The organism is Bradyrhizobium sp. Bra64, assembly GCF_024519875.1.
Lineage (GTDB): Bacteria > Pseudomonadota > Alphaproteobacteria > Rhizobiales > Xanthobacteraceae > Bradyrhizobium > Bradyrhizobium japonicum_G.
Genome location: NZ_JALJRD010000001.1, coordinates 1 through 24,419 on the forward strand (window position 1 = coordinate 1; position 24,419 = coordinate 24,419).

The 24,419-nt window shown below is 66.6% G+C and carries 19 protein-coding genes and 1 pseudogene; 5 read left to right on the plus strand and 15 right to left on the minus strand.

Annotated elements, in window-relative coordinates:
* Positions 1–221 precede the first annotated feature (221 nt).
* The 4 genes from NR187_RS00005 to NR187_RS00020 form a co-directional block, all read right to left on the minus strand.
* Complete coding sequence (locus NR187_RS00005) at positions 222–1,112, minus strand: efflux RND transporter periplasmic adaptor subunit (RefSeq protein ID WP_211387207.1); 891 nt, start codon at positions 1,110–1,112, stop codon at positions 222–224.
* Positions 1,113–1,338: 226 nt separating this feature from the next.
* Positions 1,339–1,470: a hypothetical protein gene (locus NR187_RS00010; RefSeq protein ID WP_256806220.1), complete on the minus strand. Its 132-nt coding sequence runs from the start codon at positions 1,468–1,470 to the stop codon at positions 1,339–1,341.
* A gap of 108 nt (positions 1,471–1,578) precedes the next feature.
* Entirely contained in the window at positions 1,579–2,703 is a 1,125-nt protein-coding gene (locus tag NR187_RS00015) for a beta-propeller fold lactonase family protein (protein WP_211387208.1), read from the minus strand.
* 120 nt (positions 2,704–2,823) lie between these two features.
* Positions 2,824–2,955, minus strand: a complete 132-nt coding sequence (locus NR187_RS00020) for a hypothetical protein (protein WP_256805408.1) — start codon at positions 2,953–2,955, stop codon at positions 2,824–2,826.
* 147 nt (positions 2,956–3,102) lie between these two features.
* On the opposite strand from NR187_RS00020, the gene NR187_RS00025 reads away from it, so the two are divergent.
* Both NR187_RS00025 and NR187_RS00030 read left to right on the plus strand, forming a co-directional pair.
* Complete coding sequence (locus tag NR187_RS00025; RefSeq protein WP_211387248.1) at positions 3,103–3,279, plus strand: hypothetical protein; 177 nt, start codon at positions 3,103–3,105, stop codon at positions 3,277–3,279.
* A 97-nt stretch (positions 3,280–3,376) separates the two neighbouring features.
* Entirely contained in the window at positions 3,377–3,499 is a 123-nt protein-coding gene (locus tag NR187_RS00030; protein WP_256805409.1) for a hypothetical protein, read from the plus strand.
* Between the two features lie 226 nt (positions 3,500–3,725).
* On the opposite strand, the gene NR187_RS00035 is transcribed toward NR187_RS00030, so the two are convergent.
* From NR187_RS00035 to NR187_RS00060, 6 genes and pseudogenes are all read right to left on the minus strand, one after another.
* Positions 3,726–4,643: an MBL fold metallo-hydrolase gene (locus NR187_RS00035; protein WP_211387209.1), complete on the minus strand. Its 918-nt coding sequence runs from the start codon at positions 4,641–4,643 to the stop codon at positions 3,726–3,728.
* Between the two features lie 94 nt (positions 4,644–4,737).
* Positions 4,738–5,943 (minus strand): NAD(P)/FAD-dependent oxidoreductase, encoded by a 1,206-nt coding sequence (locus NR187_RS00040; RefSeq protein ID WP_211387210.1) that lies wholly within the window; start codon positions 5,941–5,943, stop codon positions 4,738–4,740.
* A gap of 104 nt (positions 5,944–6,047) precedes the next feature.
* Positions 6,048–6,338, minus strand: coding sequence for a hypothetical protein (locus tag NR187_RS00045; protein ID WP_256805410.1), 291 nt, complete (start codon positions 6,336–6,338; stop codon positions 6,048–6,050).
* A gap of 107 nt (positions 6,339–6,445) precedes the next feature.
* A pseudogene (locus NR187_RS00050) lies at positions 6,446–6,589 on the minus strand (helix-turn-helix domain-containing protein); the annotation flags it as partial.
* A gap of 409 nt (positions 6,590–6,998) precedes the next feature.
* Positions 6,999–9,662, minus strand: a complete 2,664-nt coding sequence (locus NR187_RS00055) for an EAL domain-containing protein (RefSeq protein WP_256805411.1) — start codon at positions 9,660–9,662, stop codon at positions 6,999–7,001.
* 138 nt (positions 9,663–9,800) lie between these two features.
* Positions 9,801–10,493 (minus strand): hypothetical protein, encoded by a 693-nt coding sequence (locus tag NR187_RS00060; protein WP_256805412.1) that lies wholly within the window; start codon positions 10,491–10,493, stop codon positions 9,801–9,803.
* Positions 10,494–10,683: 190 nt separating this feature from the next.
* Between NR187_RS00060 and NR187_RS00065 the strand changes: the two genes are divergently transcribed.
* Together NR187_RS00065 and NR187_RS00070 are read left to right on the plus strand one after the other, a co-directional pair.
* Positions 10,684–11,787, plus strand: a complete 1,104-nt coding sequence (locus NR187_RS00065; RefSeq protein ID WP_256806184.1) for a LysM peptidoglycan-binding domain-containing protein — start codon at positions 10,684–10,686, stop codon at positions 11,785–11,787.
* Positions 11,788–11,921: 134 nt separating this feature from the next.
* A complete protein-coding gene (locus tag NR187_RS00070; protein ID WP_256805413.1) occupies positions 11,922–13,193 on the plus strand; it encodes a Spy/CpxP family protein refolding chaperone in 1,272 nt (423 codons plus the stop codon).
* Here NR187_RS00070 and NR187_RS00075 read toward each other — a convergent pair whose 3' ends face one another.
* The 3 genes from NR187_RS00075 to NR187_RS00085 form a co-directional block, all read right to left on the minus strand.
* Positions 13,194–14,021 (minus strand): hypothetical protein, encoded by an 828-nt coding sequence (locus NR187_RS00075; protein ID WP_256805414.1) that lies wholly within the window; start codon positions 14,019–14,021, stop codon positions 13,194–13,196.
* A 262-nt stretch (positions 14,022–14,283) separates the two neighbouring features.
* A complete protein-coding gene (locus NR187_RS00080) occupies positions 14,284–16,731 on the minus strand; it encodes an adenylate/guanylate cyclase domain-containing protein (RefSeq protein WP_211387216.1) in 2,448 nt (815 codons plus the stop codon).
* 265 nt (positions 16,732–16,996) lie between these two features.
* Complete coding sequence (locus NR187_RS00085) at positions 16,997–19,105, minus strand: AsmA family protein (protein WP_256805415.1); 2,109 nt, start codon at positions 19,103–19,105, stop codon at positions 16,997–16,999.
* A gap of 250 nt (positions 19,106–19,355) precedes the next feature.
* Between NR187_RS00085 and NR187_RS00090 the strand changes: the two genes are divergently transcribed.
* Positions 19,356–20,030 (plus strand): Crp/Fnr family transcriptional regulator, encoded by a 675-nt coding sequence (locus NR187_RS00090; RefSeq protein WP_211387218.1) that lies wholly within the window; start codon positions 19,356–19,358, stop codon positions 20,028–20,030.
* 205 nt (positions 20,031–20,235) lie between these two features.
* Here the strand turns inward: NR187_RS00090 and NR187_RS00095 are convergent, their stop codons facing one another.
* Both NR187_RS00095 and NR187_RS00100 read right to left on the minus strand, forming a co-directional pair.
* Positions 20,236–23,385 (minus strand): efflux RND transporter permease subunit, encoded by a 3,150-nt coding sequence (locus NR187_RS00095; RefSeq protein WP_211387219.1) that lies wholly within the window; start codon positions 23,383–23,385, stop codon positions 20,236–20,238.
* The gene (locus tag NR187_RS00100; protein ID WP_211387220.1) at positions 23,385–24,314 is read right to left on the minus strand and encodes an efflux RND transporter periplasmic adaptor subunit; all 930 of its coding nucleotides are present in this window, start codon (positions 24,312–24,314) and stop codon (positions 23,385–23,387) included. Before NR187_RS00100 ends, NR187_RS00095 begins: the two co-directional genes overlap by 1 nt.
* Between the last annotated feature and the right edge of the window lie 105 nt (positions 24,315–24,419).

The window sequence follows — 24,419 nt, forward strand, 5'->3', positions numbered from 1 at the left end:
GACAGCGGGAGGTTTCCGAAAGAGCTCGGCCTGCATGGTTCGAGACGCCCGCTTTGGCGGGCTCCTCACCCTGAGGGTCTGATATCTCACCGCAAAACGCCACCTCATCCTGAGAGCCCGCCGTAGGCGGGCGTCCGCAGGCAAGCTGCCCGCCACGCTTTTCTTCATATGCGATTCCCCTGCCCTTCAGGGGAGGGTGCAGAGTCTCGTCTCGCTGAATTCTACTTCGCCGCTTCCGCGGCCATCACCGGGCGCACCGGATCGCCTTCGCGCAACAGCGCGCCGGCGCGGGCGACGATGACGTCGCCGTCGTTGAGGCCGTCGCGAACCTCGATATTGCCGCCCGACATCAGCCCGACCTCGACCCGCTTGGTCTCGACGCGGTTGCGGCGGATTACCTGCACGACGGTGCCGGCGGAGGAATATTGCACGGCCGTCAGCGGCACGGCGACGTTGCAGCTCTGCCCGCTCTTGATCAGAGCGCGCCCGCTCGCATTCAGCAACAGCCGCTTCTGCGAGGAGATGCCGATATAGACCATGCCTTGCTGGATGTTCGGCTCGACGGTCGGGCCGATGCGGCGCACCTTGCCGTCGATGTCGCCGGCGCCGGCGATGCGCACCGTCGCCGTCTGGTTGATCGCGAGCTTGCGCACGTCGCTGGTCGCGACGAGGGCGACGAGATCGTATTCGCTGCGCGCCACGATCGTGAACAGTGCCTCGCCCTTGGCCGAAGCGAGATTGCCGATCTGCGCGGTCGAGGTCGCGATCACGCCCGCCACGGGTGCGGTGACCTGAAGCGTGCCGCCTTCCGGCAGCGCCAGCCGCGCCAGCACCTGTCCGGCCGTGGTCGTCTCGCCGGCTTCCGCCAGCACCTCCGTCACCTTCAGGCCCGGGCGCTCGGGCCGCACCGAGGTCACCTCGCGCGCGATGGTCGTGCCGGTGGCCTCGACGATGTCGGAGAAGCAGGATTTCGCGACCTTCAGCACCGTGACTGCCGGCCCCTTGGGCGCGTCGTCATCGGCGGCGGCAGCCGGATATTGGCCGAAGACGAGCACTCCGGCGATGGCTGCGGGAAACAGGCTTCTAACAACGGAACGGGGCAAATCGCGCATCGGGAATTCCACGGGAGCTATGCCTCCAATCGATAGCAGATGGCAGCGGCCCGGACTACGGCAGCGTTGTCCCAAAGCGGGATGCCTCGCCGCCGCCGGCTGCCGCGGCAAGTCCTTGATTAGTCGCGCGATCGGAGATCAGGTTCGCTCGCCGCCGGGCAGGGCGTCGTGGTCGCACAGCCTGTGGTTCGAGATGGGATGGAACGGTTCGTCTTCGAGCCGCCGGTCAGCCTCGGCGATCTCCGAGCAGCTTGCCGGTGGCACGGTCGATCAGATGCAGCCGCGTACAGGCCGGGCAGGACACCGAAACGTGCGTGAGATCGGCCGGCTCGTCGCCAAGCCGATGCTGCACGTTCATGCCGGTCTGAGGGCACTTGAAGACAATATGGCGGTCCATCGCCGCCATATGACGACAAGACGGTGACTTTGAAATTACGGATGTTTACTTAGGCCGGCCCGCGATCCCTCACGGCAGGCTCAAGAACTCCACCCAGTTCGGCTTCTTGCCGGTGGCGTAGGATTTCAGCTTGCTGAGCGCGCCGCTGCTTTGGTCGATGGCATAGACCGTCATGCTGTCCGAGAGCTCGCCGACCGCGGCGAGGTAGCGCCCGGTGGGATCGATGTGGAAGCCGCGCGGCTGCTTCTCGGTCGGCACGCTGCCGATCGTGGTCAGCTTGCCGCTGGTTGCATCGACCTTGTAGGCGGCGAGTGTGTTGGTGGTGCGCTCGGAGGCGTAGAGGAAACGGCCGTCCGGGGTGATGTGGATGTCGGCGGCCCAGGGCTTTCCGGTAAATCCTTCGGGCAAGGCGGTGGTGCGCTGGATCTCGTCCCATGCGCCGCCCTTTGCCTCATAGGCGAACGCCGCGACGTCGCCGTTCAGCTCGTGGACGAGATAGATGAACTTGCCGTTGGGGTGGAACACGAAATGCCGCGGCCCCGATTTCTCCGGCACCTTGTGCGCCGGCGGATCGTTCGGCGTGAGCGTGCCGGCCGTGGCATCGAACGCGAAGGCCAGCACCTGGTCGGAGCCGAGATTGGTCGCGAACACGTAGCGATTGTCGGGCGAGGGCAGGAAGGCGTGGGCGTTCAGCCCGGTCGGGATCACCTGCTTCGGCTCGCCCGCGACGCCGCTGGCGAGCAATGGATTGAGCGCGACCTTGTTGCCGCCATAGGACGCGCTGAACAGGAATTTGCCGGTGCGGTCGATGGCGATATTGGCCATGCTGTCGGCGAGCGGGCCGTTGCCGATATGGCTGAGCTGGCCGGTCTTGGGATCGATCGCAAAGCTCACCGCGAGGTACGGCTGCGAGCGGACACCGGCGATCAGCACGCGATGGTCGGGCGTGATCGCGAGCGGCGTCGAGGGGCCGGGCTTTTCGACGCCGGTGAAGGCGGCCGTCTGCACCGGCATCATCTCGCCGTTCTCGGCCATCTTGAACACGCTGATGTCGTTGCTGTCGGCGTTGCCGACATAGGCGAAGGTCTCGGCCATGCCGGCGCGGACTCCAGAAATGAGAGTGAGGAAAGCGAGGGTGGTGGCGATCGCGGCGCGTGGCGCGGCGGATGCGATGCGTCTGGTCGGTCTCGACATGGGGTCCTCCTGAAAGCCGGTGCGGCATTGTTGTTTTGAAGGCGAGGATAGCGGGTGCTGCCTCGCCGCACCAAATTCCAATTGGGATCGATCGATGCCGAAATCGTATCGGTGGGCGGGTTATCGCACCGCTGCTGTGCGGGAGGGCAGATGCGGAACGGACGGGCGGTCGGGCGGCCCGAGCACGGTCCACACGGTGAGCGCGAGCAGCGCGCAGGTCAGGACAGTCCAGGCGACGAGTCGCTTCCGCATCAGCCGAATCCGTCCCTCAAATGGATCCCCCCGGGGGGCGCGGCGTCATCCTGCACTGCAAACCGCGGCGATCCTATGAACTCGTTCACAGGCCAAAACAGCCGGGCGTCCATGCGAACCAATGCCGCGCGAACGCATTGACCCGGCATGCCCCGTGAAAACGATCTGGAAGGTAAGCCCGACATGGGCGGCAAGCATGGCGGTCAGGCCGGCCAGCCCAAGCCGCCGCCGCGCCCGCGCGCGGGTCCGCGTGATGAGGACGTCGTGGCAAAGCGCCACACCGGTCAAACCGATCGCACGCCGCCGCCGACCAACAAAAAATAGCGCCCTCGCCCGCGCCGCGCGCGCATCGGGAACGGCAGGGTCGACTTGCCGTTACCCTGATCCCGCGGGCGAAGGCGATCGAAACGGAGGCTGGCACGTGTTTTGGATTTATTGGGACACCGCCTGGTCGCTCATCATCAGCGGCATCATGTTCGCCACCATCGTCACCCATCCCGACGCCGAGTTCGCCGAGATCCGGGCGGCCAGGCAGGCCAAGTAAGCGCGAAGCAAACGCGCGCCGCCCGGTTCAACGGCGCATCGTTGCATGCTGCGCCGCGCCCCGGGACACGAGGGTTCATATCTCAAATCATGCTGCCGGCCGGGGTCCAGCCGTCTCAGCCGGGCGATAACCGCAAGGTCCGAGGTTTGATCCTGTTTTTCCGAGAGGGCGCGCACTCATGTTTCAACGAGTCCGCGCCCTGCTTGGGCGCTAGCCTGAGAGGCGGTCAGTAGTCCCAGAACACCGGCACCCAGCGGAAGGCATCGCCGTCGGCGGCGACCCGGCCCACCGACGGGAACGGCAGGTGGGTGGCCACCAGCATCTCGCCGCTCTCGGCAAGCTCGCGCAAGAGACGGACACGAACCCGTGCCGCCTGCTCGGGGTCGTGCTCGAAACCATTGTGCCAGTCGGGTTGCTCGAACCCGACGGCAAACACGGCGTCGCCGGCGAATGTCAGCGCGTCACCGCCGGACGCCATGCGAACCACGCTGTGTCCGGGGGTATGGCCGCCAGTGCGACGGGCGATGACGCCAGGCGCAATTTCGTGCTCGTCATCGAACAGCCGCAGCTGACTGCCGTACTCCTTCACGAACCGCTTGGCGGTCGATCGCAGCGCGTCCGGGAATCCTTCCGGCATGGCAGTGCGGGAGAAATCGGGCGCCTCCCAGAACTTGACCTCGGCGGCCGCGACGTGGATCCGCAGGTCCTTGCGCAGCTGTTCCTTCACTCCGTCGACGAGCAGCCCGCCGATGTGGTCCATGTGCAAATGGGTCAGCACCAGATCGGTCACGGACGCAAGATCGATCCCGGCCGCCGCCAGTCGCTTGATCAACTGTCCGGCTCGCGGCAAATGCAGGTTCGGGTCGGAGCCCAGCCCAGCGTCGATGAGGATGGTCTTGCCGCCGCTGCGGACCATGACCGCGTTCAGCGCCCAGTCGAAAGCGTCCTGCGGCAGGAACATGTCGTGCAGCCAGGCCGCGCGGACCGCCGGATCGGCGTTGTGCGCCAGCATCGTAGTCGGGAGCGGCAGCACGCCATCGCTGACCACCAGCACGTCGATCTCGCCGATCCGCAATGCGTAGCGTGACGGCACCAGCTCTTCGGGGCCCGATGAGCGGGGATATGAGGTGTTGTGCAGATTCATGTTCGTCTCCGGTTTCAAGGATAGAGGCTTCCGGCTGGTCCTGGTCGAGCAGGCCGCGCCGCCGGGGAGAGCGCGGCCCTTATTGCTTCGCGCGTCAGAGGCTGGTCACGCGCTCCGGATCGGCCGAGGCGAGGGCGGCGGCGCGCTCGGCCTTCGGCGGGTAGATCCAGACGGTGTTGATCTCCCGCTTGGTCTTCTTGGCGACGTCGCCGACCATCTCGACCGTGCGCTCCCAGCCGCGCGTGAACAGCGCACCGGCCTCGCCGAGGTCGAGGCACGTGACGTAAGCCTTCTGGTGGTAGGGCCTGGTCGGAACGCCGAGCAGCTCGGCAGCGGCGTTGTTGCCGGCAAAGGCGCCCATCCTCGTGGCGTGCTGGCACGACATCAGCGCGTGATTGCCGTCGTCGTCGCACGCGGCACGCGCGGCATCGCCGGTGGCGAAGACGCCGGCGACACCGGGCACGCGCAGATCGCGGTCCACCAGCAGCCGGCCGAAACTATCGCGCTCGGCGGGGATCTGCGCGGTCAGCGGCGCGGCGCGAATACCCGCCGCCCAGATCATTGTTTCGGTTTCGATGTGCTCGCCGTTCGACAGCGTGACGCCGGATTGATCGAGCGAGACGATGCCGGCGCCGAGCCGTGTCTCGACGCCGAGCTTGCGCAGCGCTTCCGCGATGAGAGGGCGGGGGCCTTCGCCCATGTCGGGCGCGATCGCATTGTTGCGCTCGACGATGACGATGCGGAGCCTGGCATCCTTGCCGAAGATTCCGCGCAGCCGCGACGGCATCTCCGTTGCCGCCTCGATGCCGGTGAAGCCGCCGCCGGCGACGACCACCGTATCGCGTCCGTTCGCGGCGGGCCGCGTCGGAAGATTGTGCAGATGCTTGTCGAGCGCAACCGCATCATCGAGCGTATCGACGCTGAAGCCGTGCTCGGCGAGACCCGGGATGTTCGGACGGAACAGCCGGCTGCCGGTGGCCACGACGAGGCGGTCGTAGGACAGGGTCTTTCGCGGGCCGTTCGGAACCGTGATCTGCACCGTTCGAGCCTCGGTGTTGATCGTCTCGGCGCTGCCCTGGATGTAATCGACGTCGATCGCCGTGAGGACATCGAGCAGCGGCGCCGTCAGGGTTTCCGGCTTCGGCTCGTAGAGCCGCGGACGGACCACCAGAAAAGGCTCCGGTGCGACCAGCGCGATCTGGAGATCCTGCGGCGAGGCGCCCTGGATGTCGCGCAGGCGGGCTGCGGAGAGGGCGGCGTACATGCCGGCGAAGCCGGCGCCGATGATGATGATTCGCATCGATTTTCTCCTTGTTTGCTTTTCGAAAGGCCGCGTGCGACCGCGCTACTGCGTTGAGGGCAGCGTCCGACGACGGCATGTGGGTGCGAGGTGGATCGCGCCTCTTAAGGCGCGCTGCAGCGTGCCAGCGGCGAGCCCGGCGGCCGGCCGTAGCCGAAGACGACAGGCTGAGGCTCATTTCGGCCCCAGTCCTGATAGGGAAGGCCGGGATCATTTCGGGTCATGATGGACGGCGGCGGATGTGTCGGGTGCATGGCGTACGCGGGCACTTCAACCTCCTCGCCGGTCGCCGACGTGAAGCGAACGGCCAGCGAGAGTCCGTACAGGGTTGCGGTCGCAAGGCGTCGGTGGCGAGCCGCGATCACCTGTCGGCTGACGAAGTCTTTCCAAATCATCTTGGGTCTCCATCGATTGCTCTGGACATGGTGATGATGTAGCCGACCGGATTTGCCGCTGCGCCAGAGCGATTGCCGCGGTTGCAGCGCGATTGCTGCCAACGCCTGCGCCTGCGCCAGTCGCTCGGGGTCTCGCCGGTCAGCTTCCGGAACGCCGCCGCGAACGCCGTCTGCGAGGAATAGCCGAGCGCGGCCGCGATCGAGGCGACCGTTTCGCGGTCGTCGCGCAGCATGTTCATGGCCATCCCGAGCACGCGCGCCATCTCCGCATCGGCGGTGCGCCGCTCGCATGTCGGGCGGTTGTCGGGCTGCGCGTAAGGCGCAGGCGGCGAGCCCTTGTGCGAGGAATCGCGCATGAGTGAGGTGGTCTCGGTCATGGTGTGGCTCTCCTGATCATCCCGAGGTTTCGATCAGTCGTCCGAATTTGTACGGAACGGCGCTTGTTCTAGGCGCCGCGAACGCCAAGCGTATTTCCTGAATCGGCCATGCCTTGTCCGATCCTGCGCCAAGCCGAGGCGCGCTTGCGCGAACGCACGGCGGGCGGCCGATGCGGGACGGATGCTTTAAGAAAACAGGTGAGGCAGGCTGTCACATGGATGGAGCTTGCCCGATTCCGCGATAGATCCCGCAGATGGACGGTGCGGCGATGGTTGCGCGCCGCTAGGCCGCCGCCGCCTGCGCCGAGAGCAATTGCTTCAGCTTCGCCGCGGGCACGGCCGGGCTGAACAGCCAGCCTTGCATCTGGCTGCATCCGAGCTGGCGCAGCACTTCGCGCTGCGCCTCGGTCTCGACGCCTTCCGCGGTCGTCACCATGTGGCGCGCGGCGGCCATATGCACCACGGCCTGAACGATCGGCGAGGAATCCTCCGACTGGCCGATGTCGCTGATGAAGCTGCGGTCGATCTTGATCTTGTCGAAGGGGAAGCGGTGCAGATAGCTCAGCGACGAATAGCCAGTGCCGAAATCGTCGAGCGCGATGCGCACGCCGAGCTCGCGCAGCTGCTGCAGGACCGTCAGTGCCTCTGCGTCGTCGCGAATGAGGACGGTCTCGGTGATTTCGAGCTCGAGCCGTCCGGGCGCCAGCCCCGACTCCGCGAGCGCGGCGGCGACCTTGAGCGCCAGCGTCCGCGAGCGGAACTGCACGGGCGAGACGTTGACCGCGATGTGGATCTGGCCGGGCCAGCTTGCGGCCTCGAGGCAGGCCTGCTTCAGCACCCATTCGCCGATCTCGCCGATCAGGCCGGTGTCTTCCGCGACGGGAATGAAGTCCGCGGGCGAAACCATGCCGCGTTCGGGATGGCGCCAGCGCAGCAGCGCCTCGCAGCCGTTGACGACATTGGCCGCGAGATCGACCAGCGGCTGGTAGTGCACCTCGAACTCGCCGCGGGCGAGCGCCTGCCGCAGATCGAGCTCGAGCTGCCGGCGCTCCCGCGCCTTGGCGTCGTATTCGGGGGCGAACACGCGGTAGGTGCGGCGTCCCTCGGACTTGGCCGCGTACATCGCAAGATCGGCGCGCTTGAGCAGATCGTCGAGATTGTCGCCGTGTTCGGGCGCGATCGCGATGCCGATGCTGGCATCGGTCGGGATCTCCTGGCCGTTGCAGTTCACCGGCGCCCGCAGCGCCTTCAGGATCTGCTCGGCGAGCGCCGTCAGCTCGTCCTGGTCGCTGGTGCCGGCCTTGACGATGGCGAATTCGTCGCCGCCGAGCCGGGCGACGAGATCGTTGCCGCTGACGCAGGCGCGCAGCCGGTTCGCGACCTGGCGCAGCAGCTCGTCGCCGGCCTCATGGCCGAGCGAATCGTTGACGCCCTTGAACTCGTCGACGTCGATGTAGAGGATCGCGAACGGCTTGCCTTGGGCAAGCTCGGCGATGCGCCGCTCCAGATGGCCGCGCATCAGCACGCGGTTGGGCAGGTCGGTCAGCGCGTCGTAATGCGCCAGGTGAGCGATGCGCTCGTCGGCGCGGAGACGCTCGGTGGCGTCGTCATGGGTCGCCAGCCAGCCGCCGCCCGCGGCGGGCTGGTTCTTGATCTCGATCAGGCGGCCGTCGCCGGTCTCGACGATGGCGCTATGGGTCTGCTCGACACTGTTCAAGATGCCGTCGCAATAGGCGTCGACATCGCCGTCGAAGGACCCGGTGTCGTAGCGGTGCTGGATCACGTCGCGGAAATGGGCGCCGGGCTTCACGACGTCGGCCGACAGTCCGTACATCTCGATGTAGCGGCGGTTGCAGACGATCAGCCGCTCGTCCTGGTCGAACATCAGCAGGCCCTGCGTCATCGTGTTCATCGCGGTGTCGAGCCGCTGCTTCTCCACCGAGAGGCGGTGCGTCACCTGGCGGAAGATCAGGAACAGAGTGAGCACGAGCAGGCCGATCGACAGCACGGCAACGGCGACGAAGAACTTGGTTTGCGTGCGCCAGGTGGCGAGCGTCGCATCGAGCGACTTGGTCGCGACCACGACCAGCGGCTCGCCGGTCAGCATGCGCGAGGCGACGATGCGCTCCTTGCCGTCCACCGGGCTTGCTAGCTGGGTCGTGACGAAGGTGCGCTCGAAGATCGCCATCTGCTCGCGCGTGCCGTTGCGGAAATTCCGGCCGATCATCGTATCGACATGCGGAATGCGCGCGAGCAGCTGGCCGTTCTGGTGGTGCATCGCGATCGAGGATTCCTCGCCGAGCCCGCTCGAGGCGAAGAAGGATTCGAGCTGCTCCGGCGTGATCGCCCGCGAGACCAGCCCGAGAAATTCGCCGTGCGGGCCGGAGACGCGGCGCGCGAACACGATCGCCGGTCCGCTGCCGAACCGGCCGGGCACCACCTCGACCTCTTCCTGCGAAGCCGGATCGTTCTTGAGGCGATTGAAATAGCCGCGGTCGGCGACCGAAATATCGGCGACCGGCCAGCGCCGCGACGAGTTGATCAGCAGGCCCTCGGCATCGAACACATTGGCGCCGGCGACGTCGGACCAGCCGCTGGCTTTCGCGCGCAGCACCTCGTGCATGGCGAGCGTGCCCATCTCGCTGCGGAAGACGTCGGCGGATTCGATGCCATGGCTTTCGAGTTCCGCGATGACGCTCTTCTGCAGCACCGCAAAATCCTCAAACTCACGGTCGAAATGATGGGCGAGCAGGCGGACGGAATTCTCCAGGCTGTCGCGGCCGCTCTCGATCGCATTCTGCCGGAAGCGGTCGACGGTGAGCGCGGTGCCGATGGCCATCGCGACCATCAGCACGAAGCCACCCGCGATCAGCCATGTCAGCGGCGCTCCGCGCCAGCGGCGCAGCAACCCGCGCATGCGCGCGGTCCATCGGATCGATGTGCCCATCCAGCCCTCCCGTGGGATGCAAGATGCGGCAAAACCGACAAGACCTCGTTACCAGCGAGGGTTAGGAAAACATGAATCGGAATGGAATCAGGGGGTTGGTTCCCTCGCAGCGGAACTTGCCGTTGGGCGATGGCTGCCTCACCGGCGGATTTCCCATTTCAACGCGTCCGCATTGGTCTTGGCGAACATCGCCGGCACGTCGAAGGTCCCGGTCTTGAGATCGTAGCGGCATTTCCAGTCGGCCAATCCCTTCACGGCGACGTTCTTCGGATGCTTGTCCATCTCGCCCGACAGCGAGATCACGAGGTAGCGGTTGTTGGGCCAATCGACGCCGAGCCAGCGATAGGCTTCTTCGGTGCCTTTCACCAGATTGGCCGAGATGTGGTAGTCGAGCTTCATCTTCCGGGTGTCGGGCCGGCTATGGAAATAGGCCCAGGCCAGATCGCTGAGCGAGGTCTTCGTCGCGCTGACGAAGGACCCCTTCCCGGCACGGTAGAGATAGAGGTCCTGCTCGCCCGAGCCGGTCTTCTGCATCCGCACCAGCCATTGCGAGTCGCTGGTGAAACGGAAGCCGGCCGGATAGCCCTGCTCCGGCTTCAGCTCGGTCATGTCTTCGCCGTGCCGCGCCCAGACCTGCCATTTGACGTCGAAATCGCCGCCGTCCTTCATGTACTGCTCGAGCCGGGTGGCCTTGTCGGGCGAGGTGAAGGCGAGTTCGGCATCGTCGGTGAGGGCGAATCCCGGCGGCGGGCCGGATGCGGCGAGCGCGGGCGATGCGGCCAGTGTCAGGGCAAGCGCCAGCCATTGTGCGGGGCGGCAAAATGCGTTCACGGGGAAATTCCTCAAGAAAAAAACTGCCGCGACGCGGCCTCGGCCATATGACGCCGGCGGGGTGGCGCCGGTTCATCCCCTGGCGACCCGGCCATCATCCTATCGACCGTCTTGCTGCCGTAGCCAAATCGGCGCAACTTGGTATCTTCCGCTGATTTACATGGTTCTTTCTGATCAAGGTCCGTTTCCGATGGTGACCGCGTCCAAGGCCTTCATTGCATTTTGTCTGCTTGCCGTGGGCGGCGCCGTGCTGGTGATCGGTCCCACCGAGCTGCGCCGTCTGCTGCCGGGCGGGACGAAGACCGGCACCGTCGTCGCCGCCAAGCCGGAGGCCAAAGCCGAACCCAAGGCCGGACTAAAGGCAGAACTCAAGGCCGAACCCAAGGTTGACGCCAAAGTCGAACCCAAGCCGGAACTCAAGCCGGAACAGCCGAAGCTCGCCGCCGCTGCGCCGCCGGCACCCGCCGCGTCGCCGGCGCCGGCCTCCGAGCCGAAGGGCGCGCTGGCCGAGACGCAGAAGCAGGTCACGGCCGCGCTCGCCGATCTTGCACCGGTCAAGCCGCTGCCGGCGGTTGCGGACCCCGGTCCCCGTTTCGACGTCGCGCGCGTCGACGATCACGGCGAGGCGGCGGTGATCGCGGGCCAGGCCGCGCCGGGCGCAAAGGTCGAGCTGCTGCGCGACGGCCAGCCGCTTGATTCCGTGGTCGCCGATGCCTCGGGCCAGTTCGTGATGACGCCGCCGCAGCTTCCTGCCGGTTCCTATGAGCTGACCCTGCGGGCGAAATCGCCTGACGGCACCGTCACGCAATCCGCCCGCAGCATGCCGGTGACCGTTGCCGAAGCCGCGCCGCCGCCCGCGCGCCCCGCACCGGTCGCAAAGCAAGAGTCGAAGCAAGAGGCGAAACATGCCGAGAAGTCCGACGACAAATCCGATGTCGTTGCCTCCTTGCAGTCCACATCGCCGCGCGGTGCCTCGGCAGCGGACAGGCCAGCGGCCCGGCCGAGATTGATGGGCGCATCGAAGCCGAGGGGCGCCTCAGGGGTCATGGCGCGGGCGCCCGCGGCCGCGACGGCGGTTGCATCGGCCTCGCCGGCGGAAATCGTCGGCGGCACGCCGGCGGAAGCGGGTAGCCGGGTGATCTCCCGCGGCGACAGCCTGTGGGCGCTCAGCCGCCTCGCTTACGGCGACGGCGCCCGTTTTGCCGTGATCTACAACGCCAACCGCGACAAGATCCACAACCCCAATCTGATCTATCCCGGCCAGACCTTCGTGCTGCCGCAGAAGGCGGAGTAGTTTCTGCGACGGTTTGACCGTCACTGGCCCGGAACCTTCGGTTCCCCTGTGCGTCATCGTGATGCGCCGTGATGTGCGCTTGGCACCGGAGGAGGGCCAAGGTGGACAGCTCAGGGGTCGACAGGTCTGTGGTCATGTCGAGATCACGCTTCGGGCTTGCGCTGGCAGGCGCAACCCTCGTGCTTCTGGCAGTGCTGTTGCCGACTCGCGCCGAGGCGCAGTTCGGCTTGCGCGGCGGCCCGCTCGGCGTTGCCAGGTTTGCCGTCGGCCACATGATCGGTCTGTCGCGCCTGCGCCATGCCCGCATGGCGGTGCGGGGCGGCCGCTACCGTTCCGCCGCCTTGAGATCACAGAATCCGCGCGGTGCAGAGCGCGGCGAACCGTCCAATCCCTACGTCCTCCGTGCGGCGCTCACGGCGCAGGCTGCGCTGTCGGGCTGGCGCGGCGGCCGCCGTCCGCAGGGCTGGTGGCGGCACCCCGACGGCAGCTATGGCTGGGTCGGCCCGGTGTTCTGGCCGTTCGCCCATGACGACCTCACCACTGCAGTGGTCTTCGGCGATACGACCAGTCTCTCGCTCTACGGCTATGGCGACATCTATGCCGCGATCTTCGCGCCTTATGCGGCGACGGAGCTTGCCGCCTACACCGCGCCGCAAGGAAGGCGCGGACGAAGGGTCCCGACCGTGGACGCCGTCTGCGATGCCAGCGACACCGGCGGCCTTCCGGTCGACCGCATCGCCGCTGCCGTGCAGCCGAATGAATTGCAGCGCGTGGCGCTCGACGAGCTCGCCACCGCGTGGAGTGGAGCTCGTGACACGATCCGTGCGACCTGCCCCACGCAGGTGCCCGCGACGGCCACGGAACGCCTCGGCCTGATGCGCGAGCGCCTCGAGGCGATGATCAAGGCAACGGATGCCGTCGCACCTGCGCTGGCAAAATTCGTCGATCTCCTCGACGACGACCAGAAGACGAGGCTCGATGCGCTGGCCAGGGACCGCCGCGCCGCGCTCGCGTCGATCCAGCAAAAGAATCCCCAGGCGGCATCGGCCTGCCAGGCGGACAGCGATCCCCGCTACGACGAGAAGGTGCAGCGCCAATACGAGCAGCTCGTGCAGCAGCAATGGCCCGCGGCCGACATCGCGTCCACGCTCAAGCTCGACGACATCGCCCGCGCGCGCCTCGACGTGCTGCAGGACACCACGCTGCGCACGATGGAGACCTTGAGCCCCTGTCCATCGAGCGCCGCCGCGACACCGCAGGCCCGCCTCGCCGCGGTGAAGACCCGGCTCGAGACCATGCTGCAGGCGGTGAGCGGTGTCGGCGATGCGCTCGACGATTTCGAAGCGGATTTGAGCGACGAGCAGAAGGCCGGCTTCGAGGCGATCGGGCCGAAGCGCGGGGCGTGATCACCCGCACGCCCAGTCGAACTTCATGTCCCTGAAGTCGAGCTGGGCATTGCCGCCGCCGAAATTGCAGCCGCCGAAATATTCCTCGAACTCGATGTAGAACGGGCTTATCTCCGGCACCGCCTGGCACGGTCGCATGGTGCCGCCGACATGATTGTGGGCGTGGTCCTTGCCCCAATCGTGCAGGCGGAAATTGTCGCGGCCCGGCACGCCGCCGGCATAGTAGTAATAGGACTGATAGCCGGTCGGCGGGTTCCGGCGTGTGTGCTCGTCCTGCGGGCCCTTGCCGGCATTGGGATCGGTGGCGCGCGGGACCAGCGCGATGGCGCGGGTCTCGCCGAGATCGGCGCGCGGCGAAGTGGCGAACATCTTCCTGGCGTAGGGTGCGGCGGCCTCGAAGAAAGCGTTGGCGCCGCCGACATCCAGCCAGCGCGGCCGATCGGCGCTCGCCTGCGCAAGCGGCGCCGGCGGAGCCGCGAATGAGCCGTCATATTCGGCCCTGGTCAGCAGCAGCGCGGCATATTCGTAATCGAGAATGTCGGTCATGCGCGACAGGCGCGGATGCGAGGTGCGCGCCAGCACCGCCTCGCGGATTTCGGGATCGTCGGGCGCGCCGCCGTCATTGTGATCGGGCGCGGTGGCGAAGAACGACACCGCGACGATGTCCTCGCCATGCACGCGATAATCCTCCGGCAGCAGAAGCGTGAAGCCGTGCATCAACGGATAGCCGGTGACGGGATCGAGCGGCCATTGCTCGGATGCAATGCCCGGCGGCAGGCCATAGACCCAGCCCTGGTCGTGCGCGCGATCGGCGGGCCGGTCCAGCATCTGCAAATCATACGCACGCGAAGGCAAGGCAAGCGCCACAGGCCGACTCCCATCCGGATTGTCGCCTCGTAGTTGAGGCGAGGGTTAGTCGCGGGGAGGAGGGAAGTGGTTCGTGGCCGGGGTGGGGGAATGATGCCATCCTGCCGGTGTTTTGCCCGACGTGTCAAACGGCTTCATCGCGCGCGCGTCGTACGCGCAAGTCATTGATCCGGCACGCCCCGGCTACTGTGCATGGGGTTGTTTTCGACATTCTTTGTTTTGGCTACCCCCGCCGGCGCGCCGCCGCGGCATCCACCACGTTCTCCGCGCCGTCGGACCAGGACAAGATCTCCATCGCCAGCACCGGGTGGTTGAAGCCCTTGAGCTGGAGATCGTCGAGGGCGCGGGCTTCGACGAACGGCTCGACGATGCCGTAGACGCGGCGACTGACCACGATCTGGTTGGCCTTGGCCTCGCCGCAGAGGCGGGAGGCGAGGTTGGTGACGCTGCCGATCGCGGCATATTCCAGCCGCTGCTCGAAGCCGACCTGGCCGAGCGTGGCATAGCCGACCGCGATGCCGATGCCGAAGCCGAGGCTGTGCCCGCGGTTGCGCCAGCGCTCGGTCAGCGGGCCGATCGTGTCGCGCATCTCCAGCGCCATCTTCACGGCGCGCCTGGTGTGGTCCTCGAACTGGATCGGCGCGTTGAACAGGATCATCACGCCGTCGCCGGCATATTTGTCGAGCGTGCCCTCGTATTTGAAGATCAGCGTGCCGAGCGCTGCGTGGTATTCGCGCAGCACGTTCATCGCCTCTTCCGGCTCGGTCGCTTCGGTGAACGCGGTGAAGCCGCGCAGATCGCAGAACACCACGGTCACCTCGCGGCGCTGGCTGGTGAGCAGCCCCTCGGGGCTGTCGGACGAGGCGATCAGCTGCGCCACCTGCGGCGCCAGGAACCGCTCGAGCTTGCGGATGCGCTCGATCTCGCCGAGCTGGGTCTTGACGCGCTCCTCCAGCGACTTGTTCCAGTCCTTGAGCTGCTCGGTCTGTTCGCGCAGCTTGTCGGCCTGGGCGCGCACGGTCTCGTGCGCCGCGGCGAGCTCGCGGCCCTTGTGGTCGACCTCGGTGAACAGCCGCGCATTGCGCATCGCCAGCACGGCCTGGTTGGCGAAGGTGCGCATCAGGCCGATGACGCTGCCGGCGAACTCGCCGCGGGCGCGGCGCAGCACCACCAGCGAGCCGAGCGTGCCCTGCTGGTCGACCAGCGGCACCACCAGCACCGAATGGAAGCCGGAATCGATCGCGACGTCGCGCAGCGGCTGCTCGGCCGCATGGTCGAGATCGGCAATCGCGATCGGCTCGCCGCTCCCGGCGGCATCGCTCAGGATGTTCGCACCTTCCTCGATGGTGACATGCGCGCCGTCGGCGGATTTGTCGATGCCGACCGCCTCGACCAGGTTGAAGCGGCGCCCCTCGGCGTCATAGCCGTAGATCAGCACGGCGTCGGCATGGGTGATCTCGATCGCGCGCGCGGCGATGGTCGGCAGCACGGCGTCGAGGTCGAGCGAGGCGGCGACCGCGCGGCCGACCTCTTCCAGCACCTTGAGCTCGTTGATCGACTGCGCGAGGTCGCGGGTACGCTCCTCGACCTTGGTCTCCAGGTTCGAATAGGTCTCCTGGATCTGGCCCGCCATGCGGTTGAACTGGCCGGCGAGGTCTTCCAGCTCGTCGGAGGTGTGCACGTCGATGCGGTGGCTGAAATCACCCTCGCCGAGCTTGTGCGCGCCGTCGCGCAGCGCGGTGATCGGGATGATCATGCGGCGGGCGAGCAGCGTGCCGGCGAGGATCGCGACCATCAGGCCCATGCCGATCAGCAGCGCGATGCGCACCAGCTGGTCGCGGATCGGCATCAGGGCCTGCGTGGTCGGCTGTTCGAACATCACGCTCCAGCCGAGCTTGGGCACGGTGCTCGCGGCACTCATCACCGAATGGCCGTTGAAGTCGGTGCCCGACATGTCGGTCTCGTGGCCAGGCGCGACCGCGGCCGCAACCTGCGGCAGCTTCGACAGGTCCTTGCCGACATCGGGCCCTTTCGAGGACGTCGCCAGCACGCGGCCGCGCGGATCGACGACATAGGCGAAGGCGGCCTTGCCGACCTGGGCGTCGGACAGCAACTCGGAGAGGAAGCTGAGATCGAGCTCGGCGACCGTGACGCCGGCATTGAAGCCGGAATGCGCCACCGAGATCGACATGAACGGCGTCCGGTCCACGAACCAGGCCGGCGCGTAGCTGACGCCCCGGGCGACGGTTTCGGTGAAGCGCATGTCGCGGGAGAGGTCGGCATTGCTGCCGGTCGTGGTCGACTGGCGCGAGACGCGCAGCACCTCGCGTCCGTCGCCGTTGAGCTGGAACAGCTGGTTGACGACCGCGACCTGGTGCAGCAGCTGGGCATAATCGGCGCGGCGCTTCTCGAGCGTGTCCTGGCTCGCCCGCGTCACCCAGCTGATCTGGCGCTCCAGCTCCGAGATCGACTGCTCGATCCGCCGGGCGGCTGCTTGCGCCTTGTCCTCGAGACCGTCGGTCAGCTGTGTCTTGGTGGCGCGGTAGGAGATCCAGGTCTCCATCGCGCCGTTGACGGCGAGCACGAACACGACGAGGCCGACGAGGGAGACGACGTATTTGGCGAACAGGCCCTCGCGCAGAAACCGTGTCTTGTCGTTCGCTCCTGCCATCCCGATCCTCTCGCGCCACCATCGACGCCGGCGCTACGGGCCGCACGGACCCTGCGAGCCTTCTACCACAATCCGGGCCAACGGACTGCTCAAGGGACCGGTGAACCGGCCGCCTTGGTTACCCGCTGTGGGCGCGGCAGGCGGCGGAAGGGTGATCAATTGTCGCAGTCTCATCCTTTTGGAGGAAGCCGTGAGCGGGGAAGCCGATGTAAGGGGAGGACTTGGTTAAGGGCAGGGCTTGGAGTCCGGCGCTTTGGTCCTGCAATCATCGATTAAAGAGCTGCCGCAGCACGTCGTTCATCGGCTGACTGTCCTGCTGTGCAGCCGGCGGGTCCTCCAGGGCGGGGGACGCGGGCGAGGCCTGCGGCGCCGGTGTGGATGGCGCTGCCGGCAGGCTGCGGCTGCGGCTGGCGCCCGTCGCGGTGCCGGTGCCGTTTCCCGCGCCACTGGAAAGCCCCTGCTGAATCAGATTGCCGATCGCCTCGCCCAAGGGGCCGCCGAGCAAATTGTTCTGTCCCGGCTGCTGGGTTTGCGTTTGCGGATTGGCATCGCCGGCCGCGTTGCTGCCGCCGGGCGCGGTGGCGCCGCCCAACCCAAGGTTACCACCAAGATTACCACCGAGGCTGCCCAGGATATTGCCGAGCCCGGCGCCGTCGGGACCGAACAGGCCCTTGCCCATCTCGCGCAGCTTGGCATAGGCAGCATCCGGATTGTCCAGCATGCCGGCCATGTCGGGGAAGATCCGCGGCTGCGACCAGGGGCCCTGGATCATCACGGGAATGCCGAAGCCGACCGGCTCGGACGCGCGGCCCTGACCTTCGGTCGTCATCACCAGCTTCGGCTCGACGCGAAAACCCATCATCTTGGTGTCGAGTGCGATCGTGCCGGCGCCGGTGACGCGGACCAGCGGTCCGATCAGATTGAGATCGGTCGTCACCGCCTGGCCCTTGTCGATACGGAAGGACGCCGACAGCTGCGACAGATCCGTGCTCTGCTCCTGGCTGTTGTTCTGGTTACTGTTCTGATTGGCCTGCCAGCCCGACAGCGTGCCCGATGTCAGCGAGCGGATCATCTGCGCGACGTTGATGCCGCGAATGGCGCCGTCCTGGAAGGTGACGAAGGCGGTGCCCTGCATGTTCGCCATCAGCGCGCGCTGGCTGGTGCCGGCGCTGCGCAGCGCGAGCTTGGCCTGCAGCTTGCCGTCGATCCGGTCGAATTCGGCAAGGCCCTGCAGCAGCGGCAGCGCGCGCACGCCGGTGAGGTCGGAGTGCATGGCAAAGCTCGGCGCGCCGCTGGTCGCGTCCAGGATCACCTCGCCCGAGACCTGGCCGCCATAGGCGCCGAGATTGGCGGTGCCGGCCTTCAGCACGCCGCCGGCGAGCTTTGCATCGAGTGCCAGCGGTGCGAGGCGCGCGTCGCCGATGACGGCTTCGTGCGCGGAAATCCTGATCTGCGCATCGACATAGTTGAGCCCGGAGACGTCGATCGGCGCATCGCTCCAGGGCTGCCCGGACGCGCCTTGCGGCGATTTCGCCAGCGGGATCGCGAGCCGCTGGAAGTCGAGATCGACCTTCACCAGAGGCTTGCTCGCGATGTCGACCGAGGCCCAGCCGTTGAAGGCGCCGTCGCCGAGCGTGCCATTCACGCCGTTGATCATCACGACATCGCCGCTCAGCCGCATCTCGGCATGACCCGCGAGCCGGGATTTCAGCACATCGGGCATATCGATGGCGAAATCCACCGGAATCGTCGGCCGGTCGGCCGGCGGTACCGGCGTGGTCGCCTTGATGTCGAACTTGGTCGGGTGCTCGCCGACCCGCGCGGTGCCGGTGATGTTGATCTTGCGGTCGCGGCCGACGGTCGCGTCGGCATTGATGGCGCTGATGCGGCTCTCGACGCGATCACGCGCGCGCGCGAATGCGACCTCGCCATCGGTGATCGTGATGCGGTCGATGGCGGCGCCGTCCGTATCGAGCGCGAGCGGTTTCGACGCGCCGCCGGCATTCGGCAGGCGCTCACGCAGCAGCGGCTGGTAGAGCACGGGATGGGTGACGACGAGCTCGCTGACCTTCGGACGGCCCGACCATACGCTCGAGAGCGACATGTCGGCCTGCACGCTGTCGATGGTCAGGCGCGTGATACCGCTGCGGTCCTTGGGGTCGGCAAGCGAAAGGTCGTTCAGTGTCACGTTCAGCGTCGGCCACAGGCTGATCCTGGTGGTGCCGTCGATCGACAGGCGATAGCCGGTCGCGCTCTCGACCCGCGAGGCAATCGTCGAGGTCAGGAAACCCGAGGGGATCCCGACCACCAGCAGGAGTGCGATCACGATGATGACGGCGGCCAAAGCCGCGCCGGCGAATTTCACTGCTCTCATGTCGACTTTCCAGCGACGGACGATCGGCGTCGAATCCGGCCTCCCATCCGTCCTTTGCGCCTGAGTTTATCCCCGGACGGGAAGCGGCTCCAAGCGCGTAAAAATAGTCCGGGGGTGCTGCAAAGTTATGTGACTTATGACACACTTCGCCGGCGCGGTTTTACGCGATCCTGATCTTGATGGTTCCAAGCGATTTGCCAGGGAAAACCGGCCAGGGAATCTGGCCAAGGAAATTCACAAGGACATTGAAATGAGCAAGCAGGCCGAATTTGCGGTCATCCTGAAGATGAACGCGATGTTCGCTGATCTCGGCGCAGACGAGCTCCAGCGGTTGTCGAATCTCTGCCACACCCAGCATCTGGGGAACGGCGAGGTGCTGTTCCAGAAGGGCGATGCGGGCGACGCGTTGTTCGGCGTGCGCCGCGGACAGGTCCGCATCGAGACCGGCGCCTCCGACGGCAGCCGGCTGACGCTGAATTTCATGGGGCCGGGCGATCTGTTCGGCGAGGTTGCGGTGCTGGACGGCCAGAGCCGCACGGCGGATGCGACCGCGGGCGAAGCCAGCGAATTGTTCGTGCTGCGGCGCGAAGATTTTCTCGCCTTCCTCGAACGCGAGCCGAAGGTCGCGATCAAGATCATCGCGCTGCTCTGCCAGCGCATCCGCTGGCAGAGCGAGCGCATGGAAGAGTCCATGCTGCAACCGCTGCCGGTGCGACTGGCGCGGCGGCTCTGCGCGCTCGCCGCCGATTTCGGCTCGGAGGTCCACATCTCCCAGGAGCAGCTCGGCGTCTTCGTCGGTGCCGCCCGCGAAAGCGTCAACCGCCAGCTTCAGGCCTGGCGCAAGGAGGCGATTCTGGATCTGCAGCGGGGCCGCATCCTGCTGCGGAACATGACCAAGCTGACGGCGATCGCGCGGAACGAGTAAGGGGCAGCTACGCTGGGTTGCTGCAATCGGGGCGAGGCAGTTCGTCGGAAGAGCCCCCAGCTCGCCACCCAGGCTTTCACCGTCTCGAGCGGCACGGCACGACCGGTACGCCTGAACGTTTCGTAGCGAACACGATCCTCGGCTATGTCGGGCTCGCGGATGGAGGCCGCTGAACTGCCTTGCGTACCTGACGTCGGTGCTACGGCTACTCCGCCGCAGGGTGCACGATGTTCTTCGGCGCTGATGCCGCTTCGGCGGGCGCGGCTTCGTGATGCCCGGCGGTCTCCGCATCCTCGCTGTGCACGACCAGCCGCTTGCCGAAGCGCCAGATCAGGGCGCCGAGATCGTCCATCACCATGAACATCGCGGGCACGAACACCAGCGACAGGATGGTCGAGAAGATCAGGCCGCCGATCACCGCGAGCGCCATTGGCGAGCGGAACTCGCCGCCGGCGCCGACCGCGAGCGCGCTCGGCATCATTCCGGCGGCCATCGCGATCGTGGTCATCACGATCGGGCGGGCCCGCTTCATGCCGGCATCGATCATGGCTTCCTCGCGCGGCTTGCCGGCGTGGATGGATTCGATGGCGAATTCCACCAGCATGATCGCGTTCTTGGTGACGATGCCCATCAGCATCAGGATGCCGATCCACACCGGTGTCGTGAGCTGCTTGCCGGTGACGAGCAGGGCCGCGATCGCGCCGCCGATCGAGAGCGGCAGCGAGAACAGGATGGTGATCGGCTGCAGGAAGGTGCCGAACAGCAGCACCAGCACGGCGTAGACCATCATCAGGCCCGCCGTGATCGCGGTGGCAAAGCCGTCGGACAATTCGTTCAGGCTCTCGGCGTCGCCGGAGGGCGAGACCTTCACGCCCTTCGGCCGGCTCTTCATGACCGGCAGGTCGTAGATCTTCTTGGTGGCGTCGCCGAGTGCTGCGGAACCGACGAGATCGGCCGCGACGGTCGCCTGCCGCTCGCGGTCGTAGCGGTTGATGCTGGTCGGACCCTGGTCGAGCTTGACGTCGGCGATGACCGAGAGCGGCACGCCGCCCTTTTCGCCGTGCTCGCCGAGCGGCACGCGCAACTGTTCAAGCGTCTTCAGATTGCCGCGCGCGGCATCCTCGAGCTGCACGCGGATCGGCACCAGACGGTCGCCGACGTCGAACTTGGCGAGCGCCGGCCCGACGTCGCCGATGGTGGCGACGCGGATGGTCTGCGACAGGCTTTCGGTCGAGACACCGAGGCGTGCGGCAAGATCGGCGCGCGGTTCGACACGCAGCTCGGGTCGCTCCAGCGTGGTTTCCGAGATCACGTTCGAGATGGTCGGAATCCGCTTCATCTGCGTCGCGAGCTCGCTGGCGACGTTGTTGACGATGTTGGCGTCGACCCCGGTCACGACCAGCGAGATGGCGCGCAGGCCGTTCTCGTCGAGGAACCAGAAGCGGATGTCGGGAACGTTCTCCAGCTCCTGGCTGATCGAGAATTCGAGCTCGCGCTGGGTGATGTCGCGGCTGTCCTTGGGCGTGTAGTTGATGATCAAGGCGGCGCGCCGGACTTCCTGGGTCCCCGGTGGGACGCGCCCGCCGTCGACGAAGATGCTCTTGACCTCGGGCCGCTTGCGCAGGCGCGCGACGATGTCCTCGGTGACCTTTTCGGTGTAGGCGAGCTGGGTGCCCGGCGGTAGCTCGAGGGCAAGCAGCGAGCGCGCGCTGTCCTGCGCCGGCAGGAAGCCCTGCGGCAGCAGCGTGATGCTCCAGATCGAGGCGGCGAAGACGCCGAAGCCGACCAGCACCGTGATGAAATAGTGCTTCACCGACCACGCCACGATCCTGTGATAGGACCGCAGCACGCGGCCGGGCGGCGGCTCTTCGTGATTGCCATGTTTGAGGAAGTAGGCGGCGAGCACCGGCGTGACGAAGCGCGCCGCGAGCAGCGAGAAGAACACCTGCACCGAGACGGTGATGCCGAACTGCTTGAAGAACTGTCCGGCGATGCCCGACATGAAGCTCGCAGGCGCGAAGATCGCGATGATCGTCAGCGAGATCGCGATCACGGCAAGGCCGATCTCGTCGGCGGCTTCGAGCGCGGCACGATAGGGCGACTTGCCCATGTTCATGTGCCTGACGATGTTCTCGATCTCGACGATGGCGTCGTCGACGAGGATACCTGTCGACAGCGTGATGGCGAGAAAGCTGACGAGGTTGAGCGAGAAGCCGAGCAGGTCCATCGCCCAGAACGCCGGGAAGATCGACAATGGCAGCGAGATCGCTGCAATGATGGTGGCACGCAGGTCGCGCAGGAACAACAGTACGATGACGACGGCGAGGATAGCGCCTTCGAACAGGGTCGAGATCGCCGCGTGGTAATTGCCGTTGGTATATTCGACCGAGGTATCGATCACCTTCAGGTCGACGTCGGGATAGGCGGCCTTGAGCGCGTCGATGCGCTTCTGCACGGCCTCGGCCACCTTCACGTCGCTCGCGCCTTTGGAACGCTTGATGCCGAGCGCGACGATCGGCTCGCCGTTGAAGCGGGCGAAGGTGCGGCGGTCTGCAATGGTGTCGGTGACGGTGCCGAGGTCGTCGAGCCGGACCTCGCCGCCGCCGAACAGCGGGATCATTGTGCCGGCAAGGTCGCCCAGCGTCTTGGCGCCCGCGAGCGTGCGGATCGCCTGGTCGTTCTTTCCGATCTCGGCGCGCCCGCCGGCGACGTCGACATTGGTGCCGCGCAGGCTCTGGCTGACATTGACGGCGGTCAGCCCCATCGCCTGCAAACGGTCCGGATCGAGCGAGACCAGGATCTCGCGCTCGACACCGCCGATGCGCTCGACCTGGGCGACGCCGCGCACGCCTTGCAGCGCGCGCTTGACCACGTCGTCGACGAAATAGGAGAGCTGCTCCGGCGTCTTGCCGGGCGAGATCGCGGCATAGGTGACGATAGGCAATCCGATGACGTCGACGCGCTGGATCAGCGGCTCGGTGACGTTCTGCGGCAGGTTGGAGCGCACGCGCGTCACCGCGTCCTTGACGTCGTTGAGCGCACGGTCGGTGTTGGTCTCGAGCGCGAACTGGATGGTGGTCACCGACAGGCCGTCGGTGATCTGTGAGGTGATGTGCCTGACGCCCTCGACGCCTGAGACCGCGTCTTCAACCGTCTTGGTGACCTGGGATTCCAGCTCGGCGGGTGCTGCGCCGAACTGCGACACCGCGACCGAGATCACGGGAATGTCGGCCGAGGGCAGCCGCGTCACCGCGAGCTTGGTGAAGGACACCCAGCCGAGGATCAGCAGGATGATCGAGAAAACGACCGACGGCAGCGGATTGCGGATCGACCATGCCGAGATATTGAGAGCCATCAGCGTACCCGCGTGCGATCGAGTTCATCGGCGAACATGGTCTTGATCTGGTCGCCGTCATGCAGCGAAGAGCCCGCGTCGGCCACGACGATTTCGCCGACCTCGAGGCCTTCCAGGATTTCCGTGGCGCTGTCGGAAGACAGTCCGACCCGCACCTTGCGCGTCTCGATAATGTTGCCCTTGACGACCTGCACGGTGAGATGGTCGATCGCGGTCTTGGGAACCGCGACGCCGCAGCTGCGCTTGGCGTCGATCGAGGCGCGGGCGAACACGCCGACTTTCAGCGAGGGATTGTTGGTGACGCTGATGCGGACGCGGCCGAGCTGGGTCGCGCGATCGATTTCGGGCGCGACCAGCCGAACCCTGCCGATCAAATCGGGCGCGTCGTCGCGGCTGATGCGAACGGTCGCGCCTGAGCTCAGCTTGGGCATGTGCACCGCCGGGACCTGCGCGTCCAGCTCGATCTCGTTGTTGACGGCGATGCGGAACATCGGGCCGGCCTGCGGCGAGGCCGGCGCGCCGACGATGGTGCGAACTTCGGTGACGAGGCCCGGCGCGGACGCCTTCAGCGAAACCGGGCCTTGCGGGCCGGGCCGCTGCTGCTGGCCCGGGATCTGGGGCGGCGCGGTCAGGCGCGCCAATTCCTGATTGTCGGTGACAAGGGTGCCCTCGGTGACGAAGAGGTCAGTGACCCTCGATCCCTCCTGGTCGGCGACGACCACGGCCTCACGGCGCGGCACGAAGAAGCCGGTCACCCGGACCAGGTCCGAGAAGCACGCATTGGTCGACTTGGTCACGATGACCTGCGCCTCGCTCGGCGTTTCCTTGGGCTCGGCGCGATGCCGGTGCTCGAACAGGTAATAGCCGACGCCGAGCGCGACGACGAAGACGACCGTTCCGGCCGGCTTTAGATATTCGGAGAGATTCATCGCCGGATCGTCCTGGCCTGGCTCACGGCCATCCGCACGCGGCCCATAGCGAGCGTTTCCGCGAAATGAAGCAGCGTCCCGCAAGGCTGCGGGACGCGCTCCGGG